This window comes from Pararhizobium sp. LjRoot235, assembly GCF_964254145.1.
In the GTDB taxonomy this organism is placed as follows: Bacteria; Pseudomonadota; Alphaproteobacteria; order Rhizobiales; family Rhizobiaceae; genus Pararhizobium.
Genome location: NZ_CAXUSP020000001.1, coordinates 1,730,403 through 1,754,533, shown reverse-complemented (window position 1 = coordinate 1,754,533; position 24,131 = coordinate 1,730,403). Strand labels below are relative to the sequence as shown.

The following is a 24,131-nucleotide window of genomic DNA, read 5'->3' as shown; positions in this document are numbered from 1 at the left end:
GCCCGTTTATCTCAAAGCCAGCCGCCGGAGAAGCCTGCTCGTTTCAAGCCACGCCGAATGATCGGCAATTCCCGCATCAGGTTCCAGATGAGGCCGGTGCGATGATTTTCGATCATCATCAACAGGATGCCCTGGTCAAGTCCAACGCTGCGATTGTTGAGCCATCCTTCGGCCGTCTTGCCGGGAACGCTTGGATTGAAACTGCCGAGAAACCGCCCTTCCTCGATCACGCCTGGATAAGCCAGGACGATATGGCGGGCAGCCGCGATCGCAGCTTTCGGCTCGAACGGCAGGCAGGCAAGCGGCGCCCAGGGCGCGATCGTGCCGTCGTCCGGTCCGAACGGCGCACCGCGCGCCGTATAGCCAGAAAACCGCTGATGGCGGCCATCCTGCAGACGGCGCGGCCGCAAGGGGCCGTCGCAGGAAGTCAGCCCCCACATATCGGCACCGTAGCCGGCAAAGCCGCCAGGATTGCTGAGCGCATAATCGCGCTGCACGGCAATCGCCCGCCGGGTGTTTTCGAAGTAATCCGTGTCGTTCGCCGCGACGGCTGCGTCGCGAATGCCGCGGAAATCGATCCAGGCATGCGAAAAAAGATGAATGAACAGCGGTCCGGCGTAGAGGAACGGCTTTCCTCCCACCGCCATCCAGTCGAATTTCCCGGCAAAGGCATCGTAGCTCTCCCTGCCGATCGGATAGGAAGGAGAGGCAAGCGCCAGAACATAGAGGATGAGCGCTTCGCTGTAGGATTCCCAGCGATGAGGTAGAAAGCCGCTCCGCGGTTTCCAGCCAAGCCAGAATGCCCCTTTGCCGTCGAGCGCCCAGGCCCAGTTGGCGCGCGCATAGAGCATCGCCGCAAAGGAGCGTATCTCAGCCTCGACCTCGTCTTCCTGGTTGAAATAGGCCGCGGCCGTCAGCATGCCGGAGATAAGAAGGGCGCTGTCGATCAACGACAACTCGCTGCGCCACGTCCGCTGCCCGCTCCTCATGTCGAGGAAATGATAGTAGAGCCCTTTGTACCCTGTCGCGCTTTTATCGCGGCTTTGCGGGCTTTGCGCGAAGAAACGCAGCGTAGCCAGTGTCCTTGCCGCCGCATCCTGCCGGTTCATCCAGCCCCTCTCGACGCCGACTGGATAGGCGGAAAGACCAAAACCTGTCGCTGCGATGCTGGACGGGGCGCCGGGGAGAGACGTATCGGCGATCAGCCCGTTGCCCGGATTGGCGTATTCAAGGAAGTAACTGAACGCCGCTTGCTGGAACCGGTCGAGGAGGACCGCGTCGGTGTCGTTTTTCAAAAGCATTTCATCAAGCACTCCAGTCAACCACAAGTTTCACCACAAGTCTGATGCATCGGCAAATCACCGATTGTTGAACTTGCCATTATACGAAAGGATCGCCTGACGGATGACCTGTGTTACACTTTTTGCTTCCTACGAGCGGCAGCAGTGATTGGACGACATGATGTTCACGACACTTGCGATACTTTTTAGTCTCTCGGGCGCTGCTGCCGTCACCCCGGCCGCGAGCAACACCCAGGTAGATGTAGCGCTCGTGCTCGCCGTCGATATGTCCGGTTCGATGGATATCGAGGAAGCGGGCGTGCAGCGCATGGGCTACGTGGAAGCCCTGCGCCATGCGGATTTCATCAATGCGGTAACCGCCGGTCTCAACGGCCGCATCGCCATCAGCTATTTCGAATGGGCAGGCAGCGTCAACGAAACCTCGCTGGTCGGCTGGCAGTTGATCGCTGACGCCAAGGATGCCGCAGCTTTCGCCGAGCGTATTGCGGCCCGGCCGGTTTACACGCGGCGGGGTACATCGATTTCCAACGCGCTCGCCTTTGCGTCGAAACTTATTGCCGCCAATCCCTATGATGCGATGCGCCGGGTGATCGATGTGTCCGGCGACGGCCCCAACAATCTCGGCCCGCCGGTCGATCCCGCCCGCGATGCGGCGGTCGCGAGCGGTACCATCATCAATGGCCTTGCCATCATCATCCGGCCGTCCGGCAGCGCCGGATCACTGGACCGGTATTATGCTGACTGTGTCATCGGCGGCCCCGGTTCCTTCGTGCTGCCGGTTCGCCGATCGGAGGATTTCGGCGTGGCGATCCGCCAAAAACTGGTGATGGAGGTGAGCCGCCGGCGACCCGCGGAACAGGTCGTTCCTGTCCAGGCGACCCCTTCGAGCGACTGCCTGATCGGCGAGAAGCTGCGCCCCGGTTTCCTCGATCGGGTCTATCCCGAACTGGACCGGTAGAGGATTGCAAATCAGTTGGTGGCGGTTGCTGACTGATCTTCTGACTGCAGAGCCGCCAGCACGCGCTCGGCGACCGCGCGGCCAGCGACGATCGCACCTTCGATGTAAGCAGGAAAGGACGGTGCCAGTTCCGAGGCGGCAAAATGCACGGGCGGTGCACCAGCCCGAAGCATCGTTTCCGCGTCGAAGGCAGAAAGGTCGGTGATGACGTCGCTATAGCCTCCGCCGCTCCAGCGATCGTCGACCCAGTCGCGCATCCGCAAATCCGTATAGTCTCCGGCCTCGCTGCCCAGCGCCGCGACGAGCCGGCGGATGATTTCGGCCTGGACGAACCCAGCCCCCTTGCCGCTCCATTGGGCAGCCAGCGGCCCTCCCGTGAACACGACCAGCGCCGACGCTTGATCGCTGCTGACGTCGCAGGCGAAAAGACCGAGGACATCGCGCCACAGCACCATGCCGCTCAATCCACGATCGCGCCAGAACGGCCGCTCGTAGCGGACAAACGTCTTGATGACGGTGCCGCTTTTCCAGGCAGCAAATGCATCGATCAGCGGCTTCGGCAGATCTGGCTCGTGGGCGATCCGCGACGCCATTACCGGCGGCACCGCAATGATAACCTGCCGTGCCCTGAACACGTCACGATTGCCCGTGGTGACCGTCACCGATTCATCCCGTCTCGCAATATGCATGACGGCCGTATCAAGCTGCAAGCAGGCACCAAGACTTGCCGCCAAGGCCTCGGCAACGGCATGTATCGTTCCTTCGACGAAATATTGCAGCTCATTGCCGTTGCTTGTGGTGCGCCGATCATTGTCGATCAGGTACCAGAGCGGAATTTCGCCGATCGGGCGGCACCAGAGCCCCTCGACCATCGCCTGATAGCCAGCCTTGGCATCCGGTCGATCGCTCTGCCGAGCAAGCCACGCCCCCGCCGTCAGCCCGGCGATAGCAGGATCGTGGGGGTCGATCCTGTTTGCCCTCGCCCGGATACGGCCCGATTCCTCAAAAGTGTAACCGGTTTCCATGGATTTGGAATCGCGCTGTACCAGGAAGGCGCCCTCCATAGGCGTCTCGGCGAGGACTTTGCCAAACCGGCGCGTCAGCGCGATGATTTCCGGCATCTCGTCACAGATGAACTGACCGCCCGTGTCGACCCGCACACCATCCGAAAAGGCCGCCGATTCCACGCGTCCGCCAACCCGATCCCTCGCCTCGTGCACGATGACATCGAGCCCCGCGGAAACGAGCACATCCGCGGCCGAAAGGCCGGTAAAGCCGGCCCCGACTACGATCACATCTGTATCAAATTCACTCACAAGTGGGCTCGCCGGTCGCGTTCAGGATTTGGCCTTGTCGCCTTCCGCTCCCTTAGCCGGACGCAGCGGCAGGGCCTCAAGCAAGGATGTTACCTGCTCTATCACTTCCTGACATCTCGCTCAAAGAGAGATCAGACCGCGCCTGGCGCGAACGCCCCCATCGCCCCCGCATATACCTTCGCGAGCGGCGTCGCATAGGACCCGCGCTTGCTCGTCGTCAGCCGCTGGGCAATCAGCGCTTCGGCCTGTTTGACTGCCGCCGAAACCCCATCGATGACAGGCACGCCATATTCCTCCTGCAGGCTGCGGGCGAGATCGGCCATACCGGCGCAGCCGAGCACGATCGCTTCGGCGCCATCCTGTTCCAGCGCCAATTCGATCTGGAAGCGCAGCTTGCCGAGCGCGCCAGACATTGGATCCTCCAGTTCCAGCACCGGGATGTCCGCCGCACGGACCTTTGCCCGGCCGCCGAACCCATAGTGGCGCGAGAGATTCTCAAGCAACACGCGCGAGCGCTCCAGCGTCGTCACAACGGTAAAGCGCTGGGCGAGAAATCCGGCCGTCACCAGGGCGGACTCGCAGAGGCCGAGCACGGGAAAGCCGGCCAAAGAGCGGGCGGCGTCGAGCCCGGTATCGTCAAAACAGGCGATGACGGCAGCCTGCACGCCCGCGTCTTCGGCTTGCCTGATCTCGGCAAGCAGGCCGGGCAACGCAAGCGCACCGTCATAGTGCCCTTCGATCGACACCGGCCCCATTTGCGCCGTGGCCGCGATGATTTCGGTTCCGGGACCGGCGACGGCGCGGGCGGCCTCTGCCGCCTTTTCCGTCATGGAGCGGGTGGTGTTGGGATTGACGACAAGAATGCGCATGCGGGATCAGACCAGTTTTGCTTGCCTGCGGCGCATCACCAGGATGATCGCAAGCGCCAGGAGGATGATGGAGAAGGAAAAGAGCGTCGTAACCGTGCCGAGCGCATAGAGCACCGGCGTCGTTACGTTCGTCGTCATGCCGTAGATTTCAAGCGGCAGCGTATTGTAGGTGCCTGATGTCATCAGCGTGCGGGCGAATTCATCGTAAGACAGCGTGAAGCCGAACAGGCCGACGCCGATCAGGCTCGGCGCGATCATCGGCAGGAGCACATGCCGGAAGGTCTGCCACGAGGTCGCGCCGAGATCGCGGGCCGCTTCCTCGTAGGAGGGCGAGAACCGGTTGAACACGGCAAACATGATCAGCACGCCGAACGGCAGCGTCCAGGTCAGATGGGCGCCGAAAGCCGAGGAATACCAGGCGGGTTTCAGACCGAGTTGCTGAAAGACGACGCCGATGCCGAGCGAGATGATGATCGATGGCACGACGAGGCTTGCGACCGTCAGGTAGAACAGTACCGTCGAACCCCTGAACTTGCGGCGGAAGGCAAGACCGGCAAGCAGCGAAACGAGCACGTTCACCACCATCACCATCACGCCGAGCGAGAAGGACCGCTTGAAGGATGCCCCGAAATCGCCGACCGCCTGCTGTTCGAAAAGATTGTAGAACCAGTGCACCGAGACGCCGTTGAGCGGAAAGGTCAGGCCCCCGTCCGGCCCCTGGAAGGACAGGATGAGAACGGCCGATAGCGGGCCGTAGAGGAAAAAGACGAACAGAGCGAAGAAGATCGCCAGCACGTAGAATTCCAGCGTGCGCTTTTCATGGGACATGGCTCAAAGCTCCTTGCGGATATCGACGACGCGCAGGATGGCGGCGACCATGAGAAGCACGACGATCAGAAGCACGACGGCATTGGCGGCGGCGGCCGGATACTGCAAGAGCGACATCTGGTTCTTCATCATCAGCGCGACCGACGCGCTCTGCCCGCCGGACATCACCTGCACCGTCGAAAAATCCGCCATGACCAGCGTCACGACGAAGATCGAGCCGATGGCGATGCCGGGCTTTGCCAGCGGCAGGATGACGTTCCAGAGGATCTGCCAGCCGTTCGCTCCGGCGTCGCGCGCTGCCTCGATCAGCGACTTGTCGATACGCATCAGCGTGTTGAAGATCGGCGTCACCATGAACAGCGTGTTGAGATGCACCATGGCGAGCACCACGGCGAAATCGGAATAGAGCAGCCATTCGATCGGGGCCGGAATGAGGCCCATTTCGATCAGCGTCGAATTGACGAGACCGTTTCGACCCAGCACCGGGATCCAGGAAATCATCCGGATGATGTTGGAGGTGAGGAAGGGCACGGTACAGACGAGAAAAAGCACCATCTGCATGGTGGTCGTGCGCACGTGGAAGGCAAGGAAATAGGCGACCCAGAAGCCGATCGCCAGCGTCAGTCCCCATACCAGCGCCGTATATTTCAACGTGTTCAGATAGGTTTTCCAGGTGACCCAGGAACCGAGCGTATCGGTGTAGTTCATCGTCAGGAAGTCCGGGTAGAGCCCGGCAAAGTCGTAATCCCAGAAGCTGACGACGGCGATCATCAGGATTGGCAGCAGGAAGAAGAAACCGAGGATCAGCATAAGCGGTGCCGCCTGCAGATAGGACGCAACAGCGGCCGCAATCTTGCCGATGCTGGCAGCGAAGGCAGGCTTGGCGGGCGCCGCGAGTTGCGGGGGCTCTTCCGTGATGGCTGCTGTCACGTCTTGTCTCCGGTTCATTTCCGTATGGCGGCGAGTTGATTTAAGGAGGCAGGCCCCTCATCCGCCCTGTCGGGCACCTTCTCCCCGCAAGCGGGGAGAAGGAAGAAGCGGCAACCTCCGTCGTCCCCTCGCCCCGTTTACGGGGAGAGGGCTAGGGTGAGGGGCATTCCCGTTAAGCAGCGATGAACTCGTTCCAGCGCTTGACCATATAGCGGTCCTCGTCCATCACCGAGTTCCAGCACGCGACCTTGCCCATGCGCTCTTCGAACGAGCCGCCGTCGCGCACCGCGCCTGCCTTCTCCATGACCTTGCCTTCCGGCGACATGATATCGCCCTCAGCCGGCTTGCCTTCGATCCAGTAGCCCCATTCGTCGGCGCTCATGAATTCCTTGGCCGTGTCCATGGCGGCCGAATAGTAGCCCTGCCGGTTGAGGTAACCGCCGACCCAGCCGGACGTATACCAGTTGATGTACTCGTAGGCCGCATCGAGCTGTGCGCCTTCGAGATGGGCAGCAAGTCCGAGACCACCGCCCCACGAGCGGTAGCCTTCCTTGAGCGGCTGATACTTGCAGGCGATGCCCTTTGAGCGGACGGCGGCGACGGCCGGCGACCACATGGACTGGATCACGACTTCGCCCGACGCCATCAGGTTGACGGATTCATCGAACGACTTCCAGAAGGCTCGGAACTGGCCGTCCTGCTTGGCCTTGATCAGGAATTCGATCGTTGCGTCGATCTCTTCCTTGGTCATGTTGCCCTTGTCGGCATATTTGATGTTGCCCATGGCCTCCATGATCATCGCCGCATCCATGATGCCGATCGACGGGATGTTGAGGATCGAGGTCTTGCCCTTGAAAGCCGGGTCCATGATATCGGCCCAGGAGGTGATGTCGCGGCCGACGAGGTCCGGACGGATGCCGAGCGTGTCGGCATTGTAGATGGTCGGGACCATGGTGAAGAACTGCGTTTCGCCCTTGGCAAAAGTCTTGTCACCCGGCGCTTCCACGAAGCCGACCGTATGCGGCGCGGTACCCTGCGCAATGACGCTGTCCGGCTTCAGCTTGCCGGTTTTGAACAGCGGGACGATCTTGTCGTAATATTTCAGTTTCTTGATATCCATCGGCTGGATGACGCCGGCCGGAAACACCTTCTTGAGGATCCAGTATTCGATGTCGGCGATGTCATAAGAGTCCGGCTGGGTAACGGCGCGCTGGGCAGCTGCATCCGAGTCGGTCGCCGTCATCTCCAGCGTGATGCCGAGGTCGGCCTTGCACTTCTCGGCGATCGCATTGATGTTCGAAACGCCGGTGCCGAACTGGCGCAGCGTGATCGGGTTCTGCGCCCAGATGGTCGGGAAGCCGGTGATCAGGCCGGAACCGATGACGGCGCCGGTCGCCGCGGCACCGGACTTCAAGAGGCCGCGCCTTGAAATTCCCTTTGGAGTCTTGCTTTCAGTTGTCATGTCAGTTCCCTCTTTTTGATGTTGATAAAGGATTAGGCGGCCACGCGACCGAGAAGCACCGCATCATCCAGGCCCCAGCTCAGCGGCACCGCATCGCCCACCGATACGGGTTTTTCGAAATAATCCGCGTCGGTGGCGATAACGGTAAAATCGTCGCTGCCGGCGCCGAGAACGGTGATTTTCACGGAAGCCCCTCGATATTCGACGTTGGACACGATGCCGTGGAAGCCGAGCGTCTTTTCCGATGGCGCCGCGAGGCGGACGCGGTCCGTGCGAACGCCGATATCGATCGGCGATCCCAGCGCCTGGGCCGGACCTGCGACGGTGAATTTTTGCCCCTCGGCCACTTCCAGCGTCACCTTCCCATCGCTACTTTCGACGACCCGGCCGGTGAGAACATTGTGATCGCCCATAAAGCGGGCGACGAAGGCGGTGGCCGGACGTTCGAACACCTCGCGCGGATGCGCCGCCTGCTCGATGCGCCCGTCATTCATGATGACGATGATATCGGCCAGCGCCATCGCCTCTTCCTGGCTATGGGTGACATGCACGAAGGTGATGCCGAGGCTCTTCTGCAGCTTCTTCAGTTCCGCCCGCATGCGGATCTTCAGGAACGGATCGAGCGCCGACAGCGGCTCATCGAGAAGAAGCGCCTCCGGATCGGTGATCAACGCGCGGGCGAGCGCCACGCGCTGCTGCTGGCCGCCGGAAAGCTGGGCCGGTCGCCGGTTGGCATAGGGCACCATCTGCATCAGCTTCAGCATTTCCAGCGCCTTGGCACGACGCTCCTCCTTTTCGACCCCTTTCATCTTCAGGCTGAAGGCGACGTTGTCGACGAGGTCGAGATGCGGAAACAGCGCATAGGACTGGAACATCATCGCCGTGCCGCGCTTGGCCGGCGGCAGGTCGGTAACGACGGTGCTGCCGAGACGGACGTCTCCCGACGAAATGCTCTCGTGCCCGGCAATCATCCTGAGCGTCGAGGTCTTGCCGCAACCGGACGGACCAAGAAAGCAGCAATAACTGCCGGAGGGTATTTTCAGACTGATGGAATGCACGGCAGTTGTGCTGCCATAAACCTTGGAAACGGATACAATATCGATTTCTGCCGCTTTGGACATCCAGTCTCTCCTGTGACGGAGTATTCAATGCATCCCGCGTGCCAGACCGGAGATGAAATTATAAGCAATTGAAATGTATCTATTATTACGAACCGCCCGGAATGCCGCAAAATTTTTGCACGTTGGGTCTTGCTTAAAATATATGCGTTTGTCTGCAATATGCGCAAAACATCGTATACAATTTCACCATTCACATGAGCACAAAATCCCGATTCACTTTATACAAAAACCACGATAATATGCGGCGCAGAACCCGGAATGAGCCTTGATGAAAACCGCAGCAGTTCCCGCCAACGATCAGATCGACGTCAGCACACAATCTATCCGCGATTCCATCCGAGATGCGATCGTCGACCGCAGGCTCGCTCCCGGCACCAAGCTATCGGAGGCGGATGTCGGTGCGCTGTTCAATGTCAGCCGCACCCTCGTGCGCGGCGCGCTGCAGGCGCTCGCCTATGAGGGCCTTGTCAATGTCGAGAAAAATCGCGGCGCCTTCGTTGCCTACCCGTCGCCCGAAGAAGCAAGGCAGATATTTGCCACGCGCCGGCTGATCGAGCCGGGCATCCTTCGCGAGGCCGCCAAGCATATGGGTCCTTCGCATCTGCAGCACCTGGGGCAATTGCTGATGGAAGAAGGCCGGCTGATGGGTGAACGCGGCCACACGGCCCGCCGCGCCGAGATCAAGGCGTCCGGCGATTTCCACCTGATGCTGGCCTCGATGACCGGCAACGCCGTCATGCAGCGTTTCATGGACGAACTCGTTGCCCGCTCATCGCTCGTCATCGCGCTCTACGGGCAATCGGCCATATCAAGCTGTGGCCATCAGGAGCATCAGGACATCGTCACGGCGATCGAGCGCGGCGATCTCGACCATGCCTGCCACCTGATGATCCACCACATCGACCATATCGAGGCCGATCTCGACATGCGCGAGAACAAGAGCAGCGATCTCCGGGAAGCCTTCAAACTCTGATTTTCAGCCCGTTGGCGTGAGGCTTCGTGCCAACAAATCCACGCTATTCGGAAGCGACACATCGCGGGGCCGCGCATCGCCCTTTCCATATTTCAGGGCCAGTCAGCGTAACCGGAAGACAGGACACTGTTTTCAGAACCCGCCGAAGCGCGGGCAATCTCACGATAACCGGCCGGAGAATGCCCGGTCTTGCGCTTGAAGAAATGGCTGAAATAGGTCGGATCGCGAAAACCGAGACTGTCGGAGATTTCCTGAATATTGCGGGCCGACCGCTCCAGCCTGAGCTTCGCCTCCTGCACCACCCGCTCGTGCAGAAGCTGGATCGGCGAGCGGCCGAGCGCCCTCTGGCAGATCGAATGCAGCCGATCGGCCGTGACACCCAGTTCCGCGGCATAGTCGCTGATCGGCCGGTGCTGGCGAAACCACACCTCCACCAGTTGCCGGTATCTCTGCAGGATCGAGCCGCTTTCACCGCGCCCGCGCTGCTCAGCCTTCTCGCCGCCGGATATGCGCCACACAGCCATCAGCAGCAGCCGCATATAGGCGGACACGACCATCCAGGAGGCGCGGGACGGATCGCTGAGTTCCCGCACGAAGCCTGAAATCAGCGGAGTGATCTCATGGACCGCCACCGCGTCCGGCTCTTCGAGCAACTTCGGCTGTTCGATGAAAATGCGCAGTGAATAGGATTCCATCTTGTCGCCGATCGCATCGACGATGATCTGCGGCGACGCGCCGATCAGATAGGCCTCGGCCCCGGCGGCGATCGAAACCTCGCAGCGCGCCAGCGGCGGCAGGAAGGCAAACGCCGGACCATTAAGTCGACGATGCTCTCCGTCGTCGAAATCAAGCTCGGCCTCTCCCTCCGTCAAAAGGAAGAAATGATGAAAATCGGCATACAGCCCTTTTTGAAAGCGGATGCGCCGATGCGAAAGCGACGGTTCCCGCCATTCCCCCCGCGCATGATGATGAATGCCTCCGTCCATCGTCAAACATGTCCCTCTATCAGGCCAAAACATGCGCCAATCGCCATATAATTACAATATTAACCCAAAAATTCTCATTCCATCCACGGACGATCAGCGTAGTCTCTTCTCACACGCCTTTGGGAGGAGGCACCTCGACAGACCTGGACATCACGAAGCGGCCGGCTTGGCCCGTCCCGTTCGTGCGCGTTCTCCCATGGCAGAAGCAGGCCTGGCCTGCCGGATTGGGTGAAGACAATGTTTGTGGCAAAGCTCATGATTAACGACGAGGCGATGGATGCGTCCGATGCATCCACCTTCGAACGTATCGATCCGCTGACCGGCGATGTTGCGACGATCGCCCCGGCGGGCTCGGTCACCGACATGGCGAAGGCCGCCAATGCCGCCGCCGCCGCGTTCCCGGACTGGTCGGAAACCAGACCCGGCGAACGGCGCAGGCTGCTGAATACCGCCGCCGATATCCTCAACGCCCGCACGTCGGATTTCATCGCCGCCATGACCGGCGAAACCGGTGCCACCGCCCAATGGGCCGCGATCAACTGCAGCCTTGGCGCCGATATCCTGCGGGAAGCCGCGGCAATGACCACGCAGGTCACCGGCGAAATCATCCCCTCCGGTATTCCGGGCAGTCTGGCCATGGCCGTGCGCCAGCCGGCCGGGGTCTGCGTCGGCATCGCGCCCTGGAACGCACCGATCATCCTTGGCGCCCGTGCCATCGCCATGCCGCTCGCCTGCGGCAACACCGTGGTTCTCAAAGCCTCCGAACTTTGCCCGAAGACCCATTGCCTGATCGGTGACGTCATGCGCGCAGCCGGTTTTCCGCGCGGCGTCGTCAGTGTCGTCACCAATGCGCCGAAGGATGCGGCCGCCGTGGTCGAGGCGCTGATCGCCCATCCGGCCGTCCGCCGTGTCAATTTTACCGGCTCCACCCGCGTCGGCCGCATCATCGCCGAAACCTGCGCCCGGCATCTGAAGCGCTGCCTGCTCGAACTCGGCGGCAAGGCGCCGTTCATCGTGCTTACCGACGCCGATATCGACGAAGCGGTCCGCGCCGCCGCCTTCGGCGCCTTCATGAACCAGGGCCAGATCTGCATGTCGACGGAGCGGATCATCCTCATGGACGAGATCGCCGACGAATTCGTCGGCAAGTTCCGGACGAAGGCCGAAACCCTCATTGCCGGCAACCCGAAGGATGGCAACACACCACTCGGCTCGCTGATCAACGCCGAGGCCGTGCGGCGCGTGAAGGGTCTCGTCGACGACGCATTGCAGAAAGGCGCGGTCCTCGTCTGCGGCGGCCTTGCCAACGGCACGCTGATGGATGCAACCGTCGTCGATCACGTGACACCGGCCATGCGCATCTATCGTGAGGAAAGTTTCGGGCCGGTCGCTGCCATCATCCGCGTCAGCAGTGCCGATGAAGCGGTGACGGTCGCCAACGACAATGAATACGGCCTCTCCTCGGCCGTCTTCAGTCGCGACATCAACGCGGCGCTGGCCATCGCCAAGCGGCTCGAATCTGGCATCTGCCACATCAACGAGGCGACCGTCTTCGACGAGCCTCAAATGCCCTTCGGCGGCGTCAAGTCGAGCGGCTATGGCCGCTTCGGCGGCAAGGCGGTGATCGACGAATTCACCGAACTGCGCTGGATCGCGCTGGCATCGGGCAAAAGGGACTACCCGATCTGAGCCGGGAGGTGGCGCAGCATCGGCGGACATGGACATGCGAACGGGCTGGGAAGCCCCGCAAACTCGGAGGAAATTTTCATGAACGGCACTTTCCGCAACGGAACATTCGATCCATCAGCCTTGACGCGCCGCTCTTTCATCGCCGCGACGGCGGCAGGCGGAGCAGCGCTGGCGCTCTCCGGTCGCACGGCTTTCGCCCAGAGCGGCGAGACGCTGAAGGTCGGTTTCATCAGCCCCCGCACCGGCCCGCTCGCCGGCTTCGGCCAGACCGACGGCTACGTGCTCGACCTTGCCCGCAAGGCTTTGGCATCCGGCTTCCAGGCTGGCGGCAAGACATTCCAGGTGGAGATCCTCGATCAGGATACCCAGTCCGACCCGTCCCGCGCCGGCCAATTGGCGAAGGACCTGATCAACAACCAGGGTATCGACCTCATGCTCGCCGTTTCCACCCCGGAAACCATCAACCCGGTGGCCGACGCCTGCGAAGCGGCCGGTGTCCCCTGCCTCTCCACCGTCATGCCCTGGGAAGCCTGGTATTTCGGCCGCGGCGCCAAGCCGGGCGCACCCTCGCCGTTTAAATGGACCTATCATTTCGGCTTCGGCGTCCACGAGTTCTTCAAGACCTATGTCTCGCAATGGAACCTGATCGAGACCAATAAGAAGGTCGGCGTCATGTATCCGAACGACGCCGACGGCAACGCCATCCGCGCCAATCTGGCGCCGCTTCTTGCCAAGGAAGGTTTCACGATCGTCGATCCCGGCGCCTATGAGACCGGCACCACGGACTTTTCCGCCCAGATTGCCCTGTTCAAGCAGGAAGGCGTCGAAATCTTCAATTCCTTCCCGATCCCTCCGGATTTCGCCGCTTTCTGGCGTCAGGCGGCCCAGCAGGGCCTCACCCGCCAGGTCAAGATCTGCCAGGTGGCGAAGACCGGCCTCTTCCCCTCCGACATCGAGGCACTCGGCGATCTCGGCTTCAACATCTGCAGCGCCGCCTATTGGCACAAGGCGTTCCCTTACAAGTCCTCGCTGACCGGTGTCTCCGGCAGCGAACTTGCCGATGGCTATGAGGAGACGAGCGGCAAGCAATGGACGCAGCAGCTTGGCGCCAGCCTGTCGCTGCTCGACGCCGGCTTCGAAGCCCTGAAAGCGGCAACCGACGCGAAGAACAAGGAAGCCGTCGCCAAGGCGCTGAGCACCCTGCAGACGACCACGATCGCCGGAAAGGTGGATTTCACCAACGGACCAGTGGCCAATGTCTCGCCCGGCCCGATCATCGGCGCGCAATGGGTCAAGGCGCCGGAAGGCAGCAAATTCACACTCGATTACGTCGTCACGGAAAATGCCACCGATCCGAATGTGCCGGTGGGGGTCAAGACTGTTCCCTATAATGGATAACAGTCCCGTGCGGCAGCAAGTCAGGAAGACACCGCCGGGAGAACCCTTTCTCTCGGCGAAGGGGATCCACAAGCGCTTTGGGGCGCTCGTGGTTCTCGACAATGTCCATTTCTCCATGAGCCAGGCGGATGCGGTCGGCATTGTCGGTCCGAACGGTGCCGGCAAGACGACGCTCCTGAGCTTGCTCGCAGGCGCCTTCCCGCCAAGCGCCGGAACGGTCCGTTTCGACGGCCGCGACGTCACCGCGCAAGCGGCGGCGAACCGCTGCCGCCTCGGCCTCGTGCGCACCCATCAGGTTCCAAAACCCTTCAGCGGCATGACGGCCTTCGAAAACGTCCTTGTTGCCGCGACCCATGGCGGTGCGGCCAGCCGCGACGAGGCTTATGAGAGCGCGGTCGATTCGCTGACGCTCTGCGGCATGCGCGGCGTCGCCAACCGTCAGGCCGATACGCTCGGCCTGCTCGATCGCAAACGGTTGGAGCTTGCGCGGGCGCTGGCGACGAAGCCGAAGTTGATGCTGCTCGACGAGATCGGCGGCGGCCTGACCGATGGCGAGGCTCAAGAGCTGGTCGGCACGATCCTCGAACTGCGCCGCCGCGGCATCGGCATCGTCTGGATCGAGCATATCGTCCATATCCTGCTGCAGGTCGCCGAACGGCTGATCTGCATGGATGCCGGCCGCATCATCGCCGACGGCGAGCCTAAGACGGTCATGGGCGATGCTGCCGTGGTCAAGGCCTACCTCGGAGGCGCACCCGCATGAGCCTCATCTCCATCCGCAATCTCGAGGTTCGCCACGGTCTGCTGCAGGCGGTACGCGACGTCAGCTTCGATCTCGCCAAGGGCGACGTGCTGGCGCTGGTCGGCGCCAATGGCGCTGGCAAAACGACGCTTCTGCGCTCTATCGCCGGCGCCCATCTGCCGGCATCCGGCCGCATCCTGCTCGGCGATGACGACCTTGCCGCCGTCCCCTCGCACAAGCGCATCGCCATGGGCATCGCGCTGGTGCCGGAAGGCCGTAAGTTGTTTTCGCAGATGACGGTCGAGGAAAACCTGTTGCTCGGGAAAACCGCCGGCCGCCAGGGCGACTGGACCATCGATCGCATATTCGACGCCTTCCCCAACCTCGTCCCCCGCCGCCATGCCAAGACCGGCCATCTCTCCGGCGGCGAGCAGCAGGCGACGGCGATCGGCCGGGCACTGATGAGCAATCCCGATGTTCTTCTGCTCGACGAAGTCTCGCTCGGCCTTTCGCCGCTGGTCGTTGATCGCGTCTATGCTCAACTCCAGTCGCTGCTCACCTCGGGCACCACCATCGTGCTGGTCGAGCAGGATCTCGGCCGTGCCATGGCGGTCGCCAACCGCGTCATCTGCATGCTGGAAGGCCGCATTGTGCTGGACAAACCGATACGCGGCGTCACCCGCGACCAGATCACCGAGGCCTATTTCGGGCTACATCGGACAAGCACCGGGAGGACGGCATCGTGATCGACACCCTGATCCAGGGCATCCTGCTCGGCGGCTATTATGCCGTTATCGCCTGCGGCCTGTCCTTCATGTTCTCCGTCATGCGGATCATCAATCTCGCCCATGGCAGCCTGGCGGTCGCGTCGGGCTATGGTCTGTGGCTGCTCGCCTCCATGTTCGGGATCCCGCCCTTTGCCGGGCTGCTGATCGTGCTGCCGGTCATGGCGGCGGCCGGCTGGCTGCTGCAGCGCTATCTGCTCGAGCGCAGCGCCCGCGGCGGTGGGCTTCTGCCGATCCTCACCACCTTCGGTCTCGCCATTGTCATCGACAACCTGCTGTTCGAGCAGTTCGGCGCCGATACGCGCTCGCTGGCCCCGTTCATCGGCAGCCTGTCCTATGACAGCTGGGAATTGCCGGGCGGCATCTATGTCGGCAAGCTCGCCGTCCTGATGATGGTAACAGCCATTGCCCTGCTTGGTGGCCTGCAGTTCTTCCTCAGCCGCTTTGCCCTCGGCCGCGCCATCCGCGCAACGGCGGAGGACCCGGACACGGCCGGTCTCGTCGGCATCGACGCCCGCAAGGTCAATGCACTGGCCGCCGCAATCGCCATGGTCACGGTCGGCATAGCCGGTGCCTTCCTCGGCATGCGGGCGACCTTCGATCCCTATTCCGGCGGCCCGCAACTGCTCTTCGCCTTTGAGGCAGCCGTCATCGGCGGTGCCGGATCGCTGTGGGGCACGCTCATCGGCGGCATCGTGCTTGGCCTTGCCCAGTCGCTCGGCGCCCAATTCCACCCGCAGGGCTTCCTGATCGGCGGCCACATCGCCTTCCTCCTGGCGCTCTTCGCCCGGCTGTTCCTGACCGGCGTGCCCATCGTCGGCCGGGCCGGCATCGGAAAAATCCGCCTACCGCTTCGGAGCAAGACATGACAGCTCTCGCCAACGACATTTCCATCGAACGCTCGACCCGGTCATCCCGTCTTGCCCTGTCGACCATGGCGGCGGTGCTCTGCCTCCTCGCCCTTGCGCCGCTCGTTCTCGGTGCGGGTGCGGTCGACCGGATGACGGCGCTGTTCGTCTACGTCATCCTCGCCGCGATGTGGAATGCGCTTGCCGGCTTCGGCGGCCTTGTTTCGGTCGGGCAACAGGTGTTCTTCGGCCTCGGCGCCTATTTTACGATCCGCCTTGCCGATGCCGGGCTGAACCCTTTCCTCTCGCTGTTTGCCGCCGCCCTCATCACCGGCGCAATCTCACTGCCCCTTTCGCTCTTCATGCTGCGCCTGAAGGGCGGCGAGTTCGCCATCGGCATGTGGGTAATCTCGGCGCTGACGCATATGCTGGTCAATCTCGACCGGCTGATCCAGGGCGAGACCGGTACCTCGCTGATCTCGCTGAACGCCTATGACAGCGGTACCCGCCGTGCGGTCATCTACTGGCTGGCGCTCGCCTCGATGGCAGCCCTTCTCGGCATCCTCTTTGCCCTGCTGCGCAGCCGCGCCGGTGCGGCAATCCAGGCGATCCGCGACAATGAGGACGCGGCCGCCTCCGTCGGCGTGCATGTCATCGGCACCAAGCGCCTGCTGTTCGTGCTTGCCGCCTTCGGCATCGCCGTTGCCGGCGGGCTGTGGCTGGCATCAGCCACGACCTTCCAGCCGAAGACCTATTTCAGTGTTCAATGGACCGCCTACATGATTTTCATGGTGCTGGTCGGCGGCATTGGCAAGTTCGAGGGCGCGATCCTCGGCGCTATGCTGTTCTTCATCATCGAGACCTTCTTCGGCTCGCTCGGCGTTTGGTACCTGATCGGCCTTGGGGCCACCGCCGTGATCTTCTCCCTCTATCTTCCACGCGGTCTCTGGGGCGAAATCGAGCGCCGCTTCGACCTGCAACTTCTTCCCGTCGGCTACCGGCTGAAACTTCCGGGGCCGACCAAGATTCAATGGAAACAATGACATGCCCGGCGGCCCGGACTCTCTTGCGAAAGGTGAACTTCATGCTTTTCGGTAAAACCATCCTGGTAACCGGCGTCGCCTCCGGCATTGGCGCGCGCACGGCCGACCTGGCCGGCCAGATGGGCGCCGAGGTCATCGGCGTCGACGTCCACGAACCGGCCAATGGAAGCGCCGCCTTCATCAAAGGCGACCTTTCGACCGCAGCCGGCGTCGCCGACATCGTCGCGCAGCTTCCGGCGCGCCTCGACGCGCTCGCCAATGTTGCCGGCCTCTCCGGCAATACCGGCATCGTCGCGACGCTATCAGTCAATTTCTACGGCCTGCGGACCTTATCCGAAGCCGTTGTGCCGCGCCTGCGCGAAGGCGGCGCCATCGTCAATGTCGCCTCGATTGCCGGTTACGCCTGGCGCGCCAATCTCGAGCGGGCAAAGGCGCTGACCGGAATCAATGGCTTTCCGGACGTGTCGACGATTGCCGCCGAACACGACCTCAGGGACGAGGAAGGCTATCCGCTCTCCAAGGAATTGCTCTTGCTCTGGACCATGCGTGCCGCCCATCAGCCGCTGTTCAAGGAACGCGGAATCCGGGTCAATGCGGTGAGCCCCGGTCCGGTCGAAACGCCGATCCTCAAACAGTTCCGTGCCGTGCTCGGGGATGCCCGCGTCGAAAGCGACATCACCCGCGTCGGCCGCGCCGGCACATCCGCCGATATCGCACCGGCGATCCTCTTCCTCTGCTCTGATGGCGCCCGCTGGATCAACGGCGCCAATCTTTCCGCCGACGGCGGCCTCGAAGCGTCGATCAATGCCGAAGTCCTCGGCTTCTAATTCATTCCCTCAAGGAGTCCCTCATGAACATTTCCCTTCTCATCAACGGCGCAGACCGCGCAGCCTCGAGCGGCCGGACCTATGACCGGATCGATCCCTTTACCGAAAAGCTCGCAAGCCGTGCCGCCGCAGCGGGGCTGGACGACGTTGCCGCAGCCATCGATGCCGCCGCAGCCGCTTTCCCCGCCTGGTCGAAGACCGGCCCCGGCCAGCGCCGCACGATCCTGATGAAGGCGGCCGACATCATGGAGGCCAAGGTCGGCGAGTTCACCAAACTGATGATCGACGAGACGGGCGCCACCGCCCCCTGGGCTGGCTTCAACGTCATGTTGGCCGCCAATATCCTGCGCGAGGCGGCTTCGATGACGACGCAGATTTCCGGCGAGATCATTCCCTCCGACAAACCCGGTACACTCTCGATGGGCGTTCGGCAGGCGGCCGGCGTCTGCCTTGCCATCGCCCCCTGGAATGCCCCGGTCATCCTTGCCACCCGTGCCCTTGCCATGCCGATCGCCTGCGGCAACACCGTCATCCTCAAGGCCTCCGAACAATGCCCCGGCACGCATCGGCTGATCGCCACCGCACTGACCGAGGCGGGCCTGCCCGCCGGCGTCATCAATGTCGTCACCAACGCGCCGGAGGACGCTCCGGAAATCGTCGCCGCCCTGATTGCCCACCCGGCCGTCAAGCGCGTGAACTTTACCGGCTCGACCAGGGTCGGCAAGATCATCGCCGAGACCTGCGGCAAGTACCTGAAGCCAGCCCTGCTCGAACTCGGCGGCAAGGCGCCGCTGGTCATCCTCGATGACGCCGATATCGACGGCGCCGTCAACGCCGCTATCTTCGGCGCCTTCATGAACCAGGGCCAGATCTGCATGTCGACCGAACGCATCATCGTCGATGAAAAAATCGCCGATCAGTTCGTCGCCAAATTGGCCGCCCGCGCAAGCCGGTTACCGGCCGGCGACCCGCGTGGCCACGTTGTGCTCGGCTCGCTGATCAGCCTCGATTCAGCGAGGAAAATGGAGGAATTGATCGCCGACGCGACGGCAAAGGGCGCCAAACTCGTGGCCGGCGGCAAGCGCACGGGCACCGTCGTAGAGGCAACGTTGCTCGATCACGTCACGCCTGACATGCGCGTCTATTCAGAAGAATCCTTCGGCCCGGTCAAGCCGATCGTCCGCGTCGCCGGCGAGGAAGAGGCGATCCGCGTTGCCAACGACACCGAATACGGCCTGTCGTCCGCCGTCTTCAGCCGTGACGTTCAGCGCGCCATGGCGGTTGCAGCACGGATCGAATCCGGCATCTGCCACATCAATGGCCCGACGCTGCATGACGAGGCGCAAATGCCCTTCGGCGGCGTCAAGGGCAGCGGCTACGGCCGCTTCGGCGGCAAGGCGGCGATCAACGAATTCACCGACTTGCGCTGGATCACAGTGGAGGATTCCGCCCAGCATTATCCCTTCTGATCGTCGCAAAGGGAGCGCATCGCGCCCGCGCTTGACTTCGCGGGCGATTCAACCTGTAATTTCGCGGCCCATTCCCCGCCGGCCCGGCGTAAGCAACGAGTTACTTATGACCGACGAGACTCCGGAAACGAAACTCACCGCATCCAAACGGCGCTGGGCCGAGGAAGGCAGGTTCCTGACAGGGAAATTCACCCGCGCGGAAACAGACCGCCTGCCGCCCGGCCAGCATCTGGTCAACAACTGGCCGGTTCTCGATCTCGGCCAGAAGCCGCGCATCCATACGGCGGAATGGGCGCTGCAGATCATCGGCGCCGTCGAAAATCCGGTGAAACTCGACCGGGACGCTTTCCGCCGCCTGCCGCAAAGCAACAAGCTATCCGACATCCATTGCGTGACGACCTGGTCGCGCTACGACAATCGCTGGCAGGGCGTCTCCACCCACGACATGCTCGATCTGGTGATGCCGAAGCCGGAAGCGAGGTTCGTGATGCTGACCAGCTATGACGGCTACACCACCAACCTGCCGCTTGAGGATTTCGCCTCCAAGGACGGCATCCTGGCGACGCACTGGGAAGGCGAACCGCTGACGCGCGATCACGGCGGCCCGATGCGTCTCGTCATTCCGCACCTCTATTTCTGGAAAAGCGCCAAGTGGCTGCGCCGCATCGAATTCCTCCTCGGCGACCAGGCAGGCTTCTGGGAACGGAACGGCTATCACATGCTCGGCGACCCCTGGCGTGAACAGCGCTATTCGGGCGATTGATAGCTACTGCATAATTCCTTAAATCGAATTCGATTTAAGGAAAAAAATATGCAGTTTCAAAGTGCTACAGCGTCCTTTGCGCGTCATGTTTGACGCGCGGCGCTGTAGGTCTGTCGCGCCGCCTGTAATTCCGGATAGTCCGGCGTTGCCTATCGCCGCCCGGCCGCCTCCACTGGTTTGCCCGAGACTTCGGCAGCCGCCTCGCGGATCGTCTGCATCAGGATGGCAAGCGGCATGGAGGGAATGGCGTTGGCCCGCACCGTCAGTCCCACCGGGCCCTTCGTCTCGCTCGTGTCGATCGGCAGCGCCGCCAGCATGCCGTCCTCGATGTCATCCGCAACGACGCCCGTCGAGATGATCCAGATCGCGTCGCTTGCCCGCACGAAGGCGCGGCCGAAGGAATCGGAGACGGTCTCGATCTGGTTCGGCAGGCTGGCAACGCCGTTGGCGATCAGAAACCGCTCGACGAACGGCCGGATGATCGAGGCGCGCGTCGGCATCAGCACCGGATAGGTGCCGAGAGTTTCGAACACGGAGCTTTTTGCCGAAAGCAGCGGGTGCCCCTTGCGCACGACGAAGACGACCTGCTCGGAATAGAGGTGCTCGAAGGAAAATCCCGTCATCTGCTCGGGCGCAGCCAACCGCCCCACGACCAGATCGAGGTCGCCGATCCGCAACTGCGAGAGCAACACCGCATTCTCGCCGGTGACGATCTTGATGCGGCTGCCGGTCTCCTCGTTCAGGAAATGCACCATCGCCCGCGGCATGATCCGCGTCGACACCGTCGGAAGCGCGCCGACGCGCACTGGAGGCCCCTCGCCGGCACGCTCCTGCGAGACCGAATCCAGCCCCTGCCGGATGGCCGTCAGCGCCGCCCCCGCATGCCGCAGGAAGGCCTCGCCGTAGCGGGTGATCCTGATGCCGCGGCCGTCCCGCTCGAATACCTTAACGCCCAGCACCTCTTCCAATTCGCGGATCGTCTTCGTCACGGCCGGCTGGCTGACATGAAGAAGGCCGGCCGCCTTCATCACGCTCTTCTGGCGGGCGACCTCGACAAAGGCCTGCAAATGGCGGAATTTTACCCGGGCGTCGATCATAAGAACCCATAACTCAGGAGTTAACGATAAGCGATAAAAATGTCATTTTACCTAACCAGATTAAAGTCCCAATCTGGCGGCGGAGGAGAATTCCAGTGCAGTTTGCTCATATCAACGACATCACGCTTCACTATCAGGTCATCGGTGCTGCCAATGACAAGCCGGTGCTGGTCTTTGCTAATTCGCTCGGCACCGATTTCCGCATCTGGCGAGATGTGATCGTGCGCTTCGCCGGTGACTTCGCCATCGTCCTCTACGACAAGCGCGGCCACGGCCTTTCCGATATCGGCGATGTTCCCTATTCGATGGAACTGCACGTCTCGGATCTCGCCGGCCTGCTCGATCTCTTGTCGGTGAAGCAAGCCATCGTCTGCGGCCTGTCGGTCGGCGGGCTGATCGCGCAGGGTCTCTATGCGATACGGCCGGATCTCGTGCGTGCGCTCGTTCTCTGCGATACCGCCCACAAGATCGGCACGCCCGAAATGTGGAACGCCCGCATCGCGGCCATCGAGGAACACGGTATCGCCAGCATTGCCGACGGCATCCTCGAACGCTGGTTCACGCCCGCTTTCCGCCGGCCGGAAAACAACGCCTATCATGGCTACAGCAACATGCTCGTCCGCCAGCCGGTCACCGGTTATACCGGCACTTGTGCAGCGATCCGCGATGCCGATTTCACCGAGGCCGCCAAACGCATCGCCGTGCCCACCCTTTGCATTGTCGGCGACCAGGACGGCTCGACGCCACCCGATGTCGTTCTCTCGACCGCGAAGCTTATTCCCGGCGCCCGCTACGAAATGATCCGCGATGCGGGCCACATCCCCTGCGTCGAACAGCCGGAGGCGCTGACAGCCGTGCTGCGCGCCTTCATCGATATCGTCCTGTCTGGAGAGTAAAGCCATGAATGATGCCGCCGCGCCGACCGAACGCTACCGTCAGGGCATGATCACCCGCCGCGCCGTGCTTGGTGACAAGCATGTCGATCGGGCCCAGTCGTCCACCACCGATTTCGACCAGCCATTCCAGGAACTGATCACCGAAGCCGCCTGGGGCAACCTCTGGTCGCGGCCGACCTGGACGAAGCGGGAGCGCTCGATGGTGACGATTGCGCTTCTTGCCGCCCTCGGCCATGACGAAGAAGTGGCGATGCATGTGCGCGCAACGGCCAATACGGGCGCCAGCCGCGCCGATATCGCCGAAGCGCTGTTGCATGTGGCAATCTATGCCGGCGTGCCCGCTGCCAATCGCGCGATCAAGATCACCAAGCAGGTTTTCGAACAGATGGACGCCGAACAGACAGCCTGAGGAAAAGCGAAAATGTCCGACCTTCCCAACAAGAAGCCCGAGACCGGCGCCTTTTTCCAGCGCGACCGCGCCTGGCATGCGCCGGCGCTGACGCCGGGCTACAAGACCTCGGTGCTGCGCTCGCCGCAAAAGGCGCTGCTCTCGCTCGACGGCACGATTTCCGAAATCACCGGCCCGGTCTTCGGCCACTCAATCCTCGGCGAACTCGACAACGACCTCATCAACAATTTCGCCAGGCCCGGCGAGAGCGCCATCGGCGAGCGCATTATCGTGCACGGCCGCGTACTCGACGAGCGGGGCAAGCCGGTCCCCGCCGCGCTGCTCGAATTCTGGCAGGCCAATGCCGGCGGACGCTACCGCCACAAGAAGGAAACCTATCTCGCGCCGCTCGACCCGAATTTCGGCGGCTGCGGCCGTACCATCACCGACAAGGATGGCGTCTATCGCTTCCGCACCATCAAGCCCGGCCCCTACCCGTGGCCGAACGGCGCCAACGACTGGCGCCCGGCGCATATCCATTTCTCCATCTTCGGCCACGGTTTCGCCCAGCGGCTCATCACCCAGATGTATTTCGAGGGCGACCCGATGATCTGGAAATGTCCGATCGTCACCACCGTTCCGGACCGCCGCGCCATCGAGCAGCTGATCGCGCCGCTCGACTGGGCCAACACCATTCCGATGGATGCCCGCGCCTACAAATTCGACATCGTGCTGCGCGGCCGCCGCTCGACGCTGTTTGAAAACCGGCTGGAGGGCAACTGATGGTGCAGGATCTCGGATACCTCAAGGAATCGCCGTCACAGACCGCCGGCCCTTACGTTCATATCGGCTGCACACCCAATTTCGCGGGCATCGCCGGCGTCTATGAGACGGATCTCGGATCATCGATGGTCAACGACAAGACGCTGGGTGAGCGCATCACCGTGCGTGGCCAGGTGATCGACGGCGCTGGAACGCCGCTGAAGGACGCCCTTGTCGAAATCTGGCAGGCGGACGCGGCCGGTCTCTACAACAGTCCTTCCGAGCTGCGCGGCACCGCTGACCGGAATTTCACCGGCTGGGGCCGCTGCCCGACCAGTGCTGACGAAGGCGTCTTCACCTTCGAAACAATCAAGCCTGGACGCGCGCCCTACAAGGACGGGCGGAAAATGGCGCCGCACATCACCTTCTGGATCGTCGCACGCGGTATCAATATCGGACTGCACACCCGCATGTATTTCGCCGACGAGCCGGAAGCCAATGCCGAAGACCCGCTGCTTGCCCGCATCGAACATCGCCACCGCGTCGCAACACTGGTCGCGCCGCGCAAGGGCTCTATCTATACATTCGACATTCATCTGCAGGGCGAGAAGGAAACCGTCTTTCTCGACATTTAGGACATTTCCAGCAAAAGCGTGAAACGTTTCCGTGTGGAAATGCGT

General features: G+C 62.3%; 24 protein-coding genes. 15 read left to right on the top strand and 9 right to left on the bottom strand.

The window, feature by feature from the left end; all coding sequences use genetic code 11:
• Positions 1 to 11: 11 nt before the first annotated feature.
• Positions 12 to 1,301 carry a glucoamylase family protein gene (locus tag ACSQ2Z_RS08375; protein WP_436080774.1) on the bottom strand — a complete coding sequence of 430 codons (1,290 nt, stop codon included), beginning with the start codon at positions 1,299 to 1,301 and terminating at the stop codon, positions 12 to 14.
• A gap of 160 nt (positions 1,302 to 1,461) precedes the next feature.
• Between ACSQ2Z_RS08375 and ACSQ2Z_RS08370 the strand changes: the two genes are divergently transcribed.
• Positions 1,462 to 2,259 (top strand): DUF1194 domain-containing protein, encoded by a 798-nt coding sequence (locus ACSQ2Z_RS08370; RefSeq protein WP_436080773.1) that lies wholly within the window; start codon positions 1,462 to 1,464, stop codon positions 2,257 to 2,259.
• Positions 2,260 to 2,270: 11 nt separating this feature from the next.
• Here ACSQ2Z_RS08370 and ACSQ2Z_RS08365 read toward each other — a convergent pair whose 3' ends face one another.
• The 6 genes from ACSQ2Z_RS08365 to ACSQ2Z_RS08340 all read right to left on the bottom strand — a co-directional run bounded on the left by ACSQ2Z_RS08365 (position 2,271) and on the right by ACSQ2Z_RS08340 (position 8,785).
• Entirely contained in the window at positions 2,271 to 3,575 is a 1,305-nt protein-coding gene (locus tag ACSQ2Z_RS08365; protein WP_436080772.1) for a flavin monoamine oxidase family protein, read from the bottom strand.
• A 131-nt stretch (positions 3,576 to 3,706) separates the two neighbouring features.
• Positions 3,707 to 4,444, bottom strand: a complete 738-nt coding sequence (locus ACSQ2Z_RS08360; protein ID WP_436080771.1) for an aspartate/glutamate racemase family protein — start codon at positions 4,442 to 4,444, stop codon at positions 3,707 to 3,709.
• Positions 4,445 to 4,450: 6 nt separating this feature from the next.
• Positions 4,451 to 5,272 carry an ABC transporter permease gene (locus tag ACSQ2Z_RS08355; RefSeq protein ID WP_436080770.1) on the bottom strand — a complete coding sequence of 274 codons (822 nt, stop codon included), beginning with the start codon at positions 5,270 to 5,272 and terminating at the stop codon, positions 4,451 to 4,453.
• 3 nt (positions 5,273 to 5,275) lie between these two features.
• Positions 5,276 to 6,220, bottom strand: coding sequence for an ABC transporter permease (locus ACSQ2Z_RS08350; RefSeq protein WP_436080769.1), 945 nt, complete (start codon positions 6,218 to 6,220; stop codon positions 5,276 to 5,278).
• 154 nt (positions 6,221 to 6,374) lie between these two features.
• Positions 6,375 to 7,664 (bottom strand): ABC transporter substrate-binding protein, encoded by a 1,290-nt coding sequence (locus ACSQ2Z_RS08345; protein ID WP_436080768.1) that lies wholly within the window; start codon positions 7,662 to 7,664, stop codon positions 6,375 to 6,377.
• Between the two features lie 32 nt (positions 7,665 to 7,696).
• Positions 7,697 to 8,785 carry an ABC transporter ATP-binding protein gene (locus ACSQ2Z_RS08340; protein ID WP_436080767.1) on the bottom strand — a complete coding sequence of 363 codons (1,089 nt, stop codon included), beginning with the start codon at positions 8,783 to 8,785 and terminating at the stop codon, positions 7,697 to 7,699.
• Positions 8,786 to 9,053: 268 nt separating this feature from the next.
• Between ACSQ2Z_RS08340 and ACSQ2Z_RS08335 the strand changes: the two genes are divergently transcribed.
• The gene (locus ACSQ2Z_RS08335; RefSeq protein ID WP_436080766.1) at positions 9,054 to 9,758 is read left to right on the top strand and encodes a GntR family transcriptional regulator; all 705 of its coding nucleotides are present in this window, start codon (positions 9,054 to 9,056) and stop codon (positions 9,756 to 9,758) included.
• 92 nt (positions 9,759 to 9,850) lie between these two features.
• Here ACSQ2Z_RS08335 and ACSQ2Z_RS08330 read toward each other — a convergent pair whose 3' ends face one another.
• Entirely contained in the window at positions 9,851 to 10,750 is a 900-nt protein-coding gene (locus ACSQ2Z_RS08330; RefSeq protein ID WP_436080765.1) for an AraC family transcriptional regulator, read from the bottom strand.
• A gap of 231 nt (positions 10,751 to 10,981) precedes the next feature.
• Between ACSQ2Z_RS08330 and ACSQ2Z_RS08325 the strand changes: the two genes are divergently transcribed.
• The 9 genes from ACSQ2Z_RS08325 to ACSQ2Z_RS08285 all read left to right on the top strand — a co-directional run bounded on the left by ACSQ2Z_RS08325 (position 10,982) and on the right by ACSQ2Z_RS08285 (position 20,308).
• The gene (locus ACSQ2Z_RS08325) at positions 10,982 to 12,433 is read left to right on the top strand and encodes an aldehyde dehydrogenase (protein WP_436080764.1); all 1,452 of its coding nucleotides are present in this window, start codon (positions 10,982 to 10,984) and stop codon (positions 12,431 to 12,433) included.
• Between the two features lie 78 nt (positions 12,434 to 12,511).
• Positions 12,512 to 13,831 carry an ABC transporter substrate-binding protein gene (locus ACSQ2Z_RS08320; RefSeq protein ID WP_436080763.1) on the top strand — a complete coding sequence of 440 codons (1,320 nt, stop codon included), beginning with the start codon at positions 12,512 to 12,514 and terminating at the stop codon, positions 13,829 to 13,831.
• 88 nt (positions 13,832 to 13,919) lie between these two features.
• Positions 13,920 to 14,594, top strand: a complete 675-nt coding sequence (locus tag ACSQ2Z_RS08315) for an ABC transporter ATP-binding protein (RefSeq protein WP_436083023.1) — start codon at positions 13,920 to 13,922, stop codon at positions 14,592 to 14,594.
• Positions 14,591 to 15,319: an ABC transporter ATP-binding protein gene (locus tag ACSQ2Z_RS08310; RefSeq protein ID WP_436080762.1), complete on the top strand. Its 729-nt coding sequence runs from the start codon at positions 14,591 to 14,593 to the stop codon at positions 15,317 to 15,319. Before ACSQ2Z_RS08315 ends, ACSQ2Z_RS08310 begins: the two co-directional genes overlap by 4 nt.
• Positions 15,316 to 16,227, top strand: coding sequence for a branched-chain amino acid ABC transporter permease (locus ACSQ2Z_RS08305; protein ID WP_436080761.1), 912 nt, complete (start codon positions 15,316 to 15,318; stop codon positions 16,225 to 16,227). The genes ACSQ2Z_RS08310 and ACSQ2Z_RS08305 overlap by 4 nt, the downstream gene beginning before the upstream one ends.
• Complete coding sequence (locus tag ACSQ2Z_RS08300) at positions 16,224 to 17,249, top strand: branched-chain amino acid ABC transporter permease (RefSeq protein ID WP_436080760.1); 1,026 nt, start codon at positions 16,224 to 16,226, stop codon at positions 17,247 to 17,249. The genes ACSQ2Z_RS08305 and ACSQ2Z_RS08300 overlap by 4 nt, the downstream gene beginning before the upstream one ends.
• A gap of 41 nt (positions 17,250 to 17,290) precedes the next feature.
• Positions 17,291 to 18,076, top strand: a complete 786-nt coding sequence (locus ACSQ2Z_RS08295) for a coniferyl-alcohol dehydrogenase (RefSeq protein ID WP_436080759.1) — start codon at positions 17,291 to 17,293, stop codon at positions 18,074 to 18,076.
• Between the two features lie 23 nt (positions 18,077 to 18,099).
• Positions 18,100 to 19,545, top strand: coding sequence for an aldehyde dehydrogenase (locus ACSQ2Z_RS08290; protein WP_436080758.1), 1,446 nt, complete (start codon positions 18,100 to 18,102; stop codon positions 19,543 to 19,545).
• Positions 19,546 to 19,651: 106 nt separating this feature from the next.
• Entirely contained in the window at positions 19,652 to 20,308 is a 657-nt protein-coding gene (locus tag ACSQ2Z_RS08285) for a sulfite oxidase-like oxidoreductase (RefSeq protein WP_436080757.1), read from the top strand.
• Positions 20,309 to 20,457: 149 nt separating this feature from the next.
• On the opposite strand, the gene pcaQ is transcribed toward ACSQ2Z_RS08285, so the two are convergent.
• Complete coding sequence (pcaQ, locus tag ACSQ2Z_RS08280) at positions 20,458 to 21,405, bottom strand: pca operon transcription factor PcaQ (protein WP_436080756.1); 948 nt, start codon at positions 21,403 to 21,405, stop codon at positions 20,458 to 20,460.
• Positions 21,406 to 21,500: 95 nt separating this feature from the next.
• On the opposite strand from pcaQ, the gene pcaD reads away from it, so the two are divergent.
• From pcaD to pcaG, 4 genes are read left to right on the top strand one after another with little or no spacing between them, the layout of a single operon-like run.
• The gene (gene pcaD, locus ACSQ2Z_RS08275; protein ID WP_436080755.1) at positions 21,501 to 22,301 is read left to right on the top strand and encodes a 3-oxoadipate enol-lactonase; all 801 of its coding nucleotides are present in this window, start codon (positions 21,501 to 21,503) and stop codon (positions 22,299 to 22,301) included.
• Positions 22,302 to 22,305: 4 nt separating this feature from the next.
• Positions 22,306 to 22,710: a 4-carboxymuconolactone decarboxylase gene (gene pcaC, locus ACSQ2Z_RS08270; protein ID WP_436080754.1), complete on the top strand. Its 405-nt coding sequence runs from the start codon at positions 22,306 to 22,308 to the stop codon at positions 22,708 to 22,710.
• Positions 22,711 to 22,722: 12 nt separating this feature from the next.
• Positions 22,723 to 23,472, top strand: coding sequence for a protocatechuate 3,4-dioxygenase subunit beta (gene pcaH / locus ACSQ2Z_RS08265; RefSeq protein WP_436080753.1), 750 nt, complete (start codon positions 22,723 to 22,725; stop codon positions 23,470 to 23,472).
• Entirely contained in the window at positions 23,472 to 24,086 is a 615-nt protein-coding gene (pcaG, locus tag ACSQ2Z_RS08260) for a protocatechuate 3,4-dioxygenase subunit alpha (protein WP_436080752.1), read from the top strand. Before pcaH ends, pcaG begins: the two co-directional genes overlap by 1 nt.
• The last annotated feature ends 45 nt before the right edge of the window (positions 24,087 to 24,131 follow it).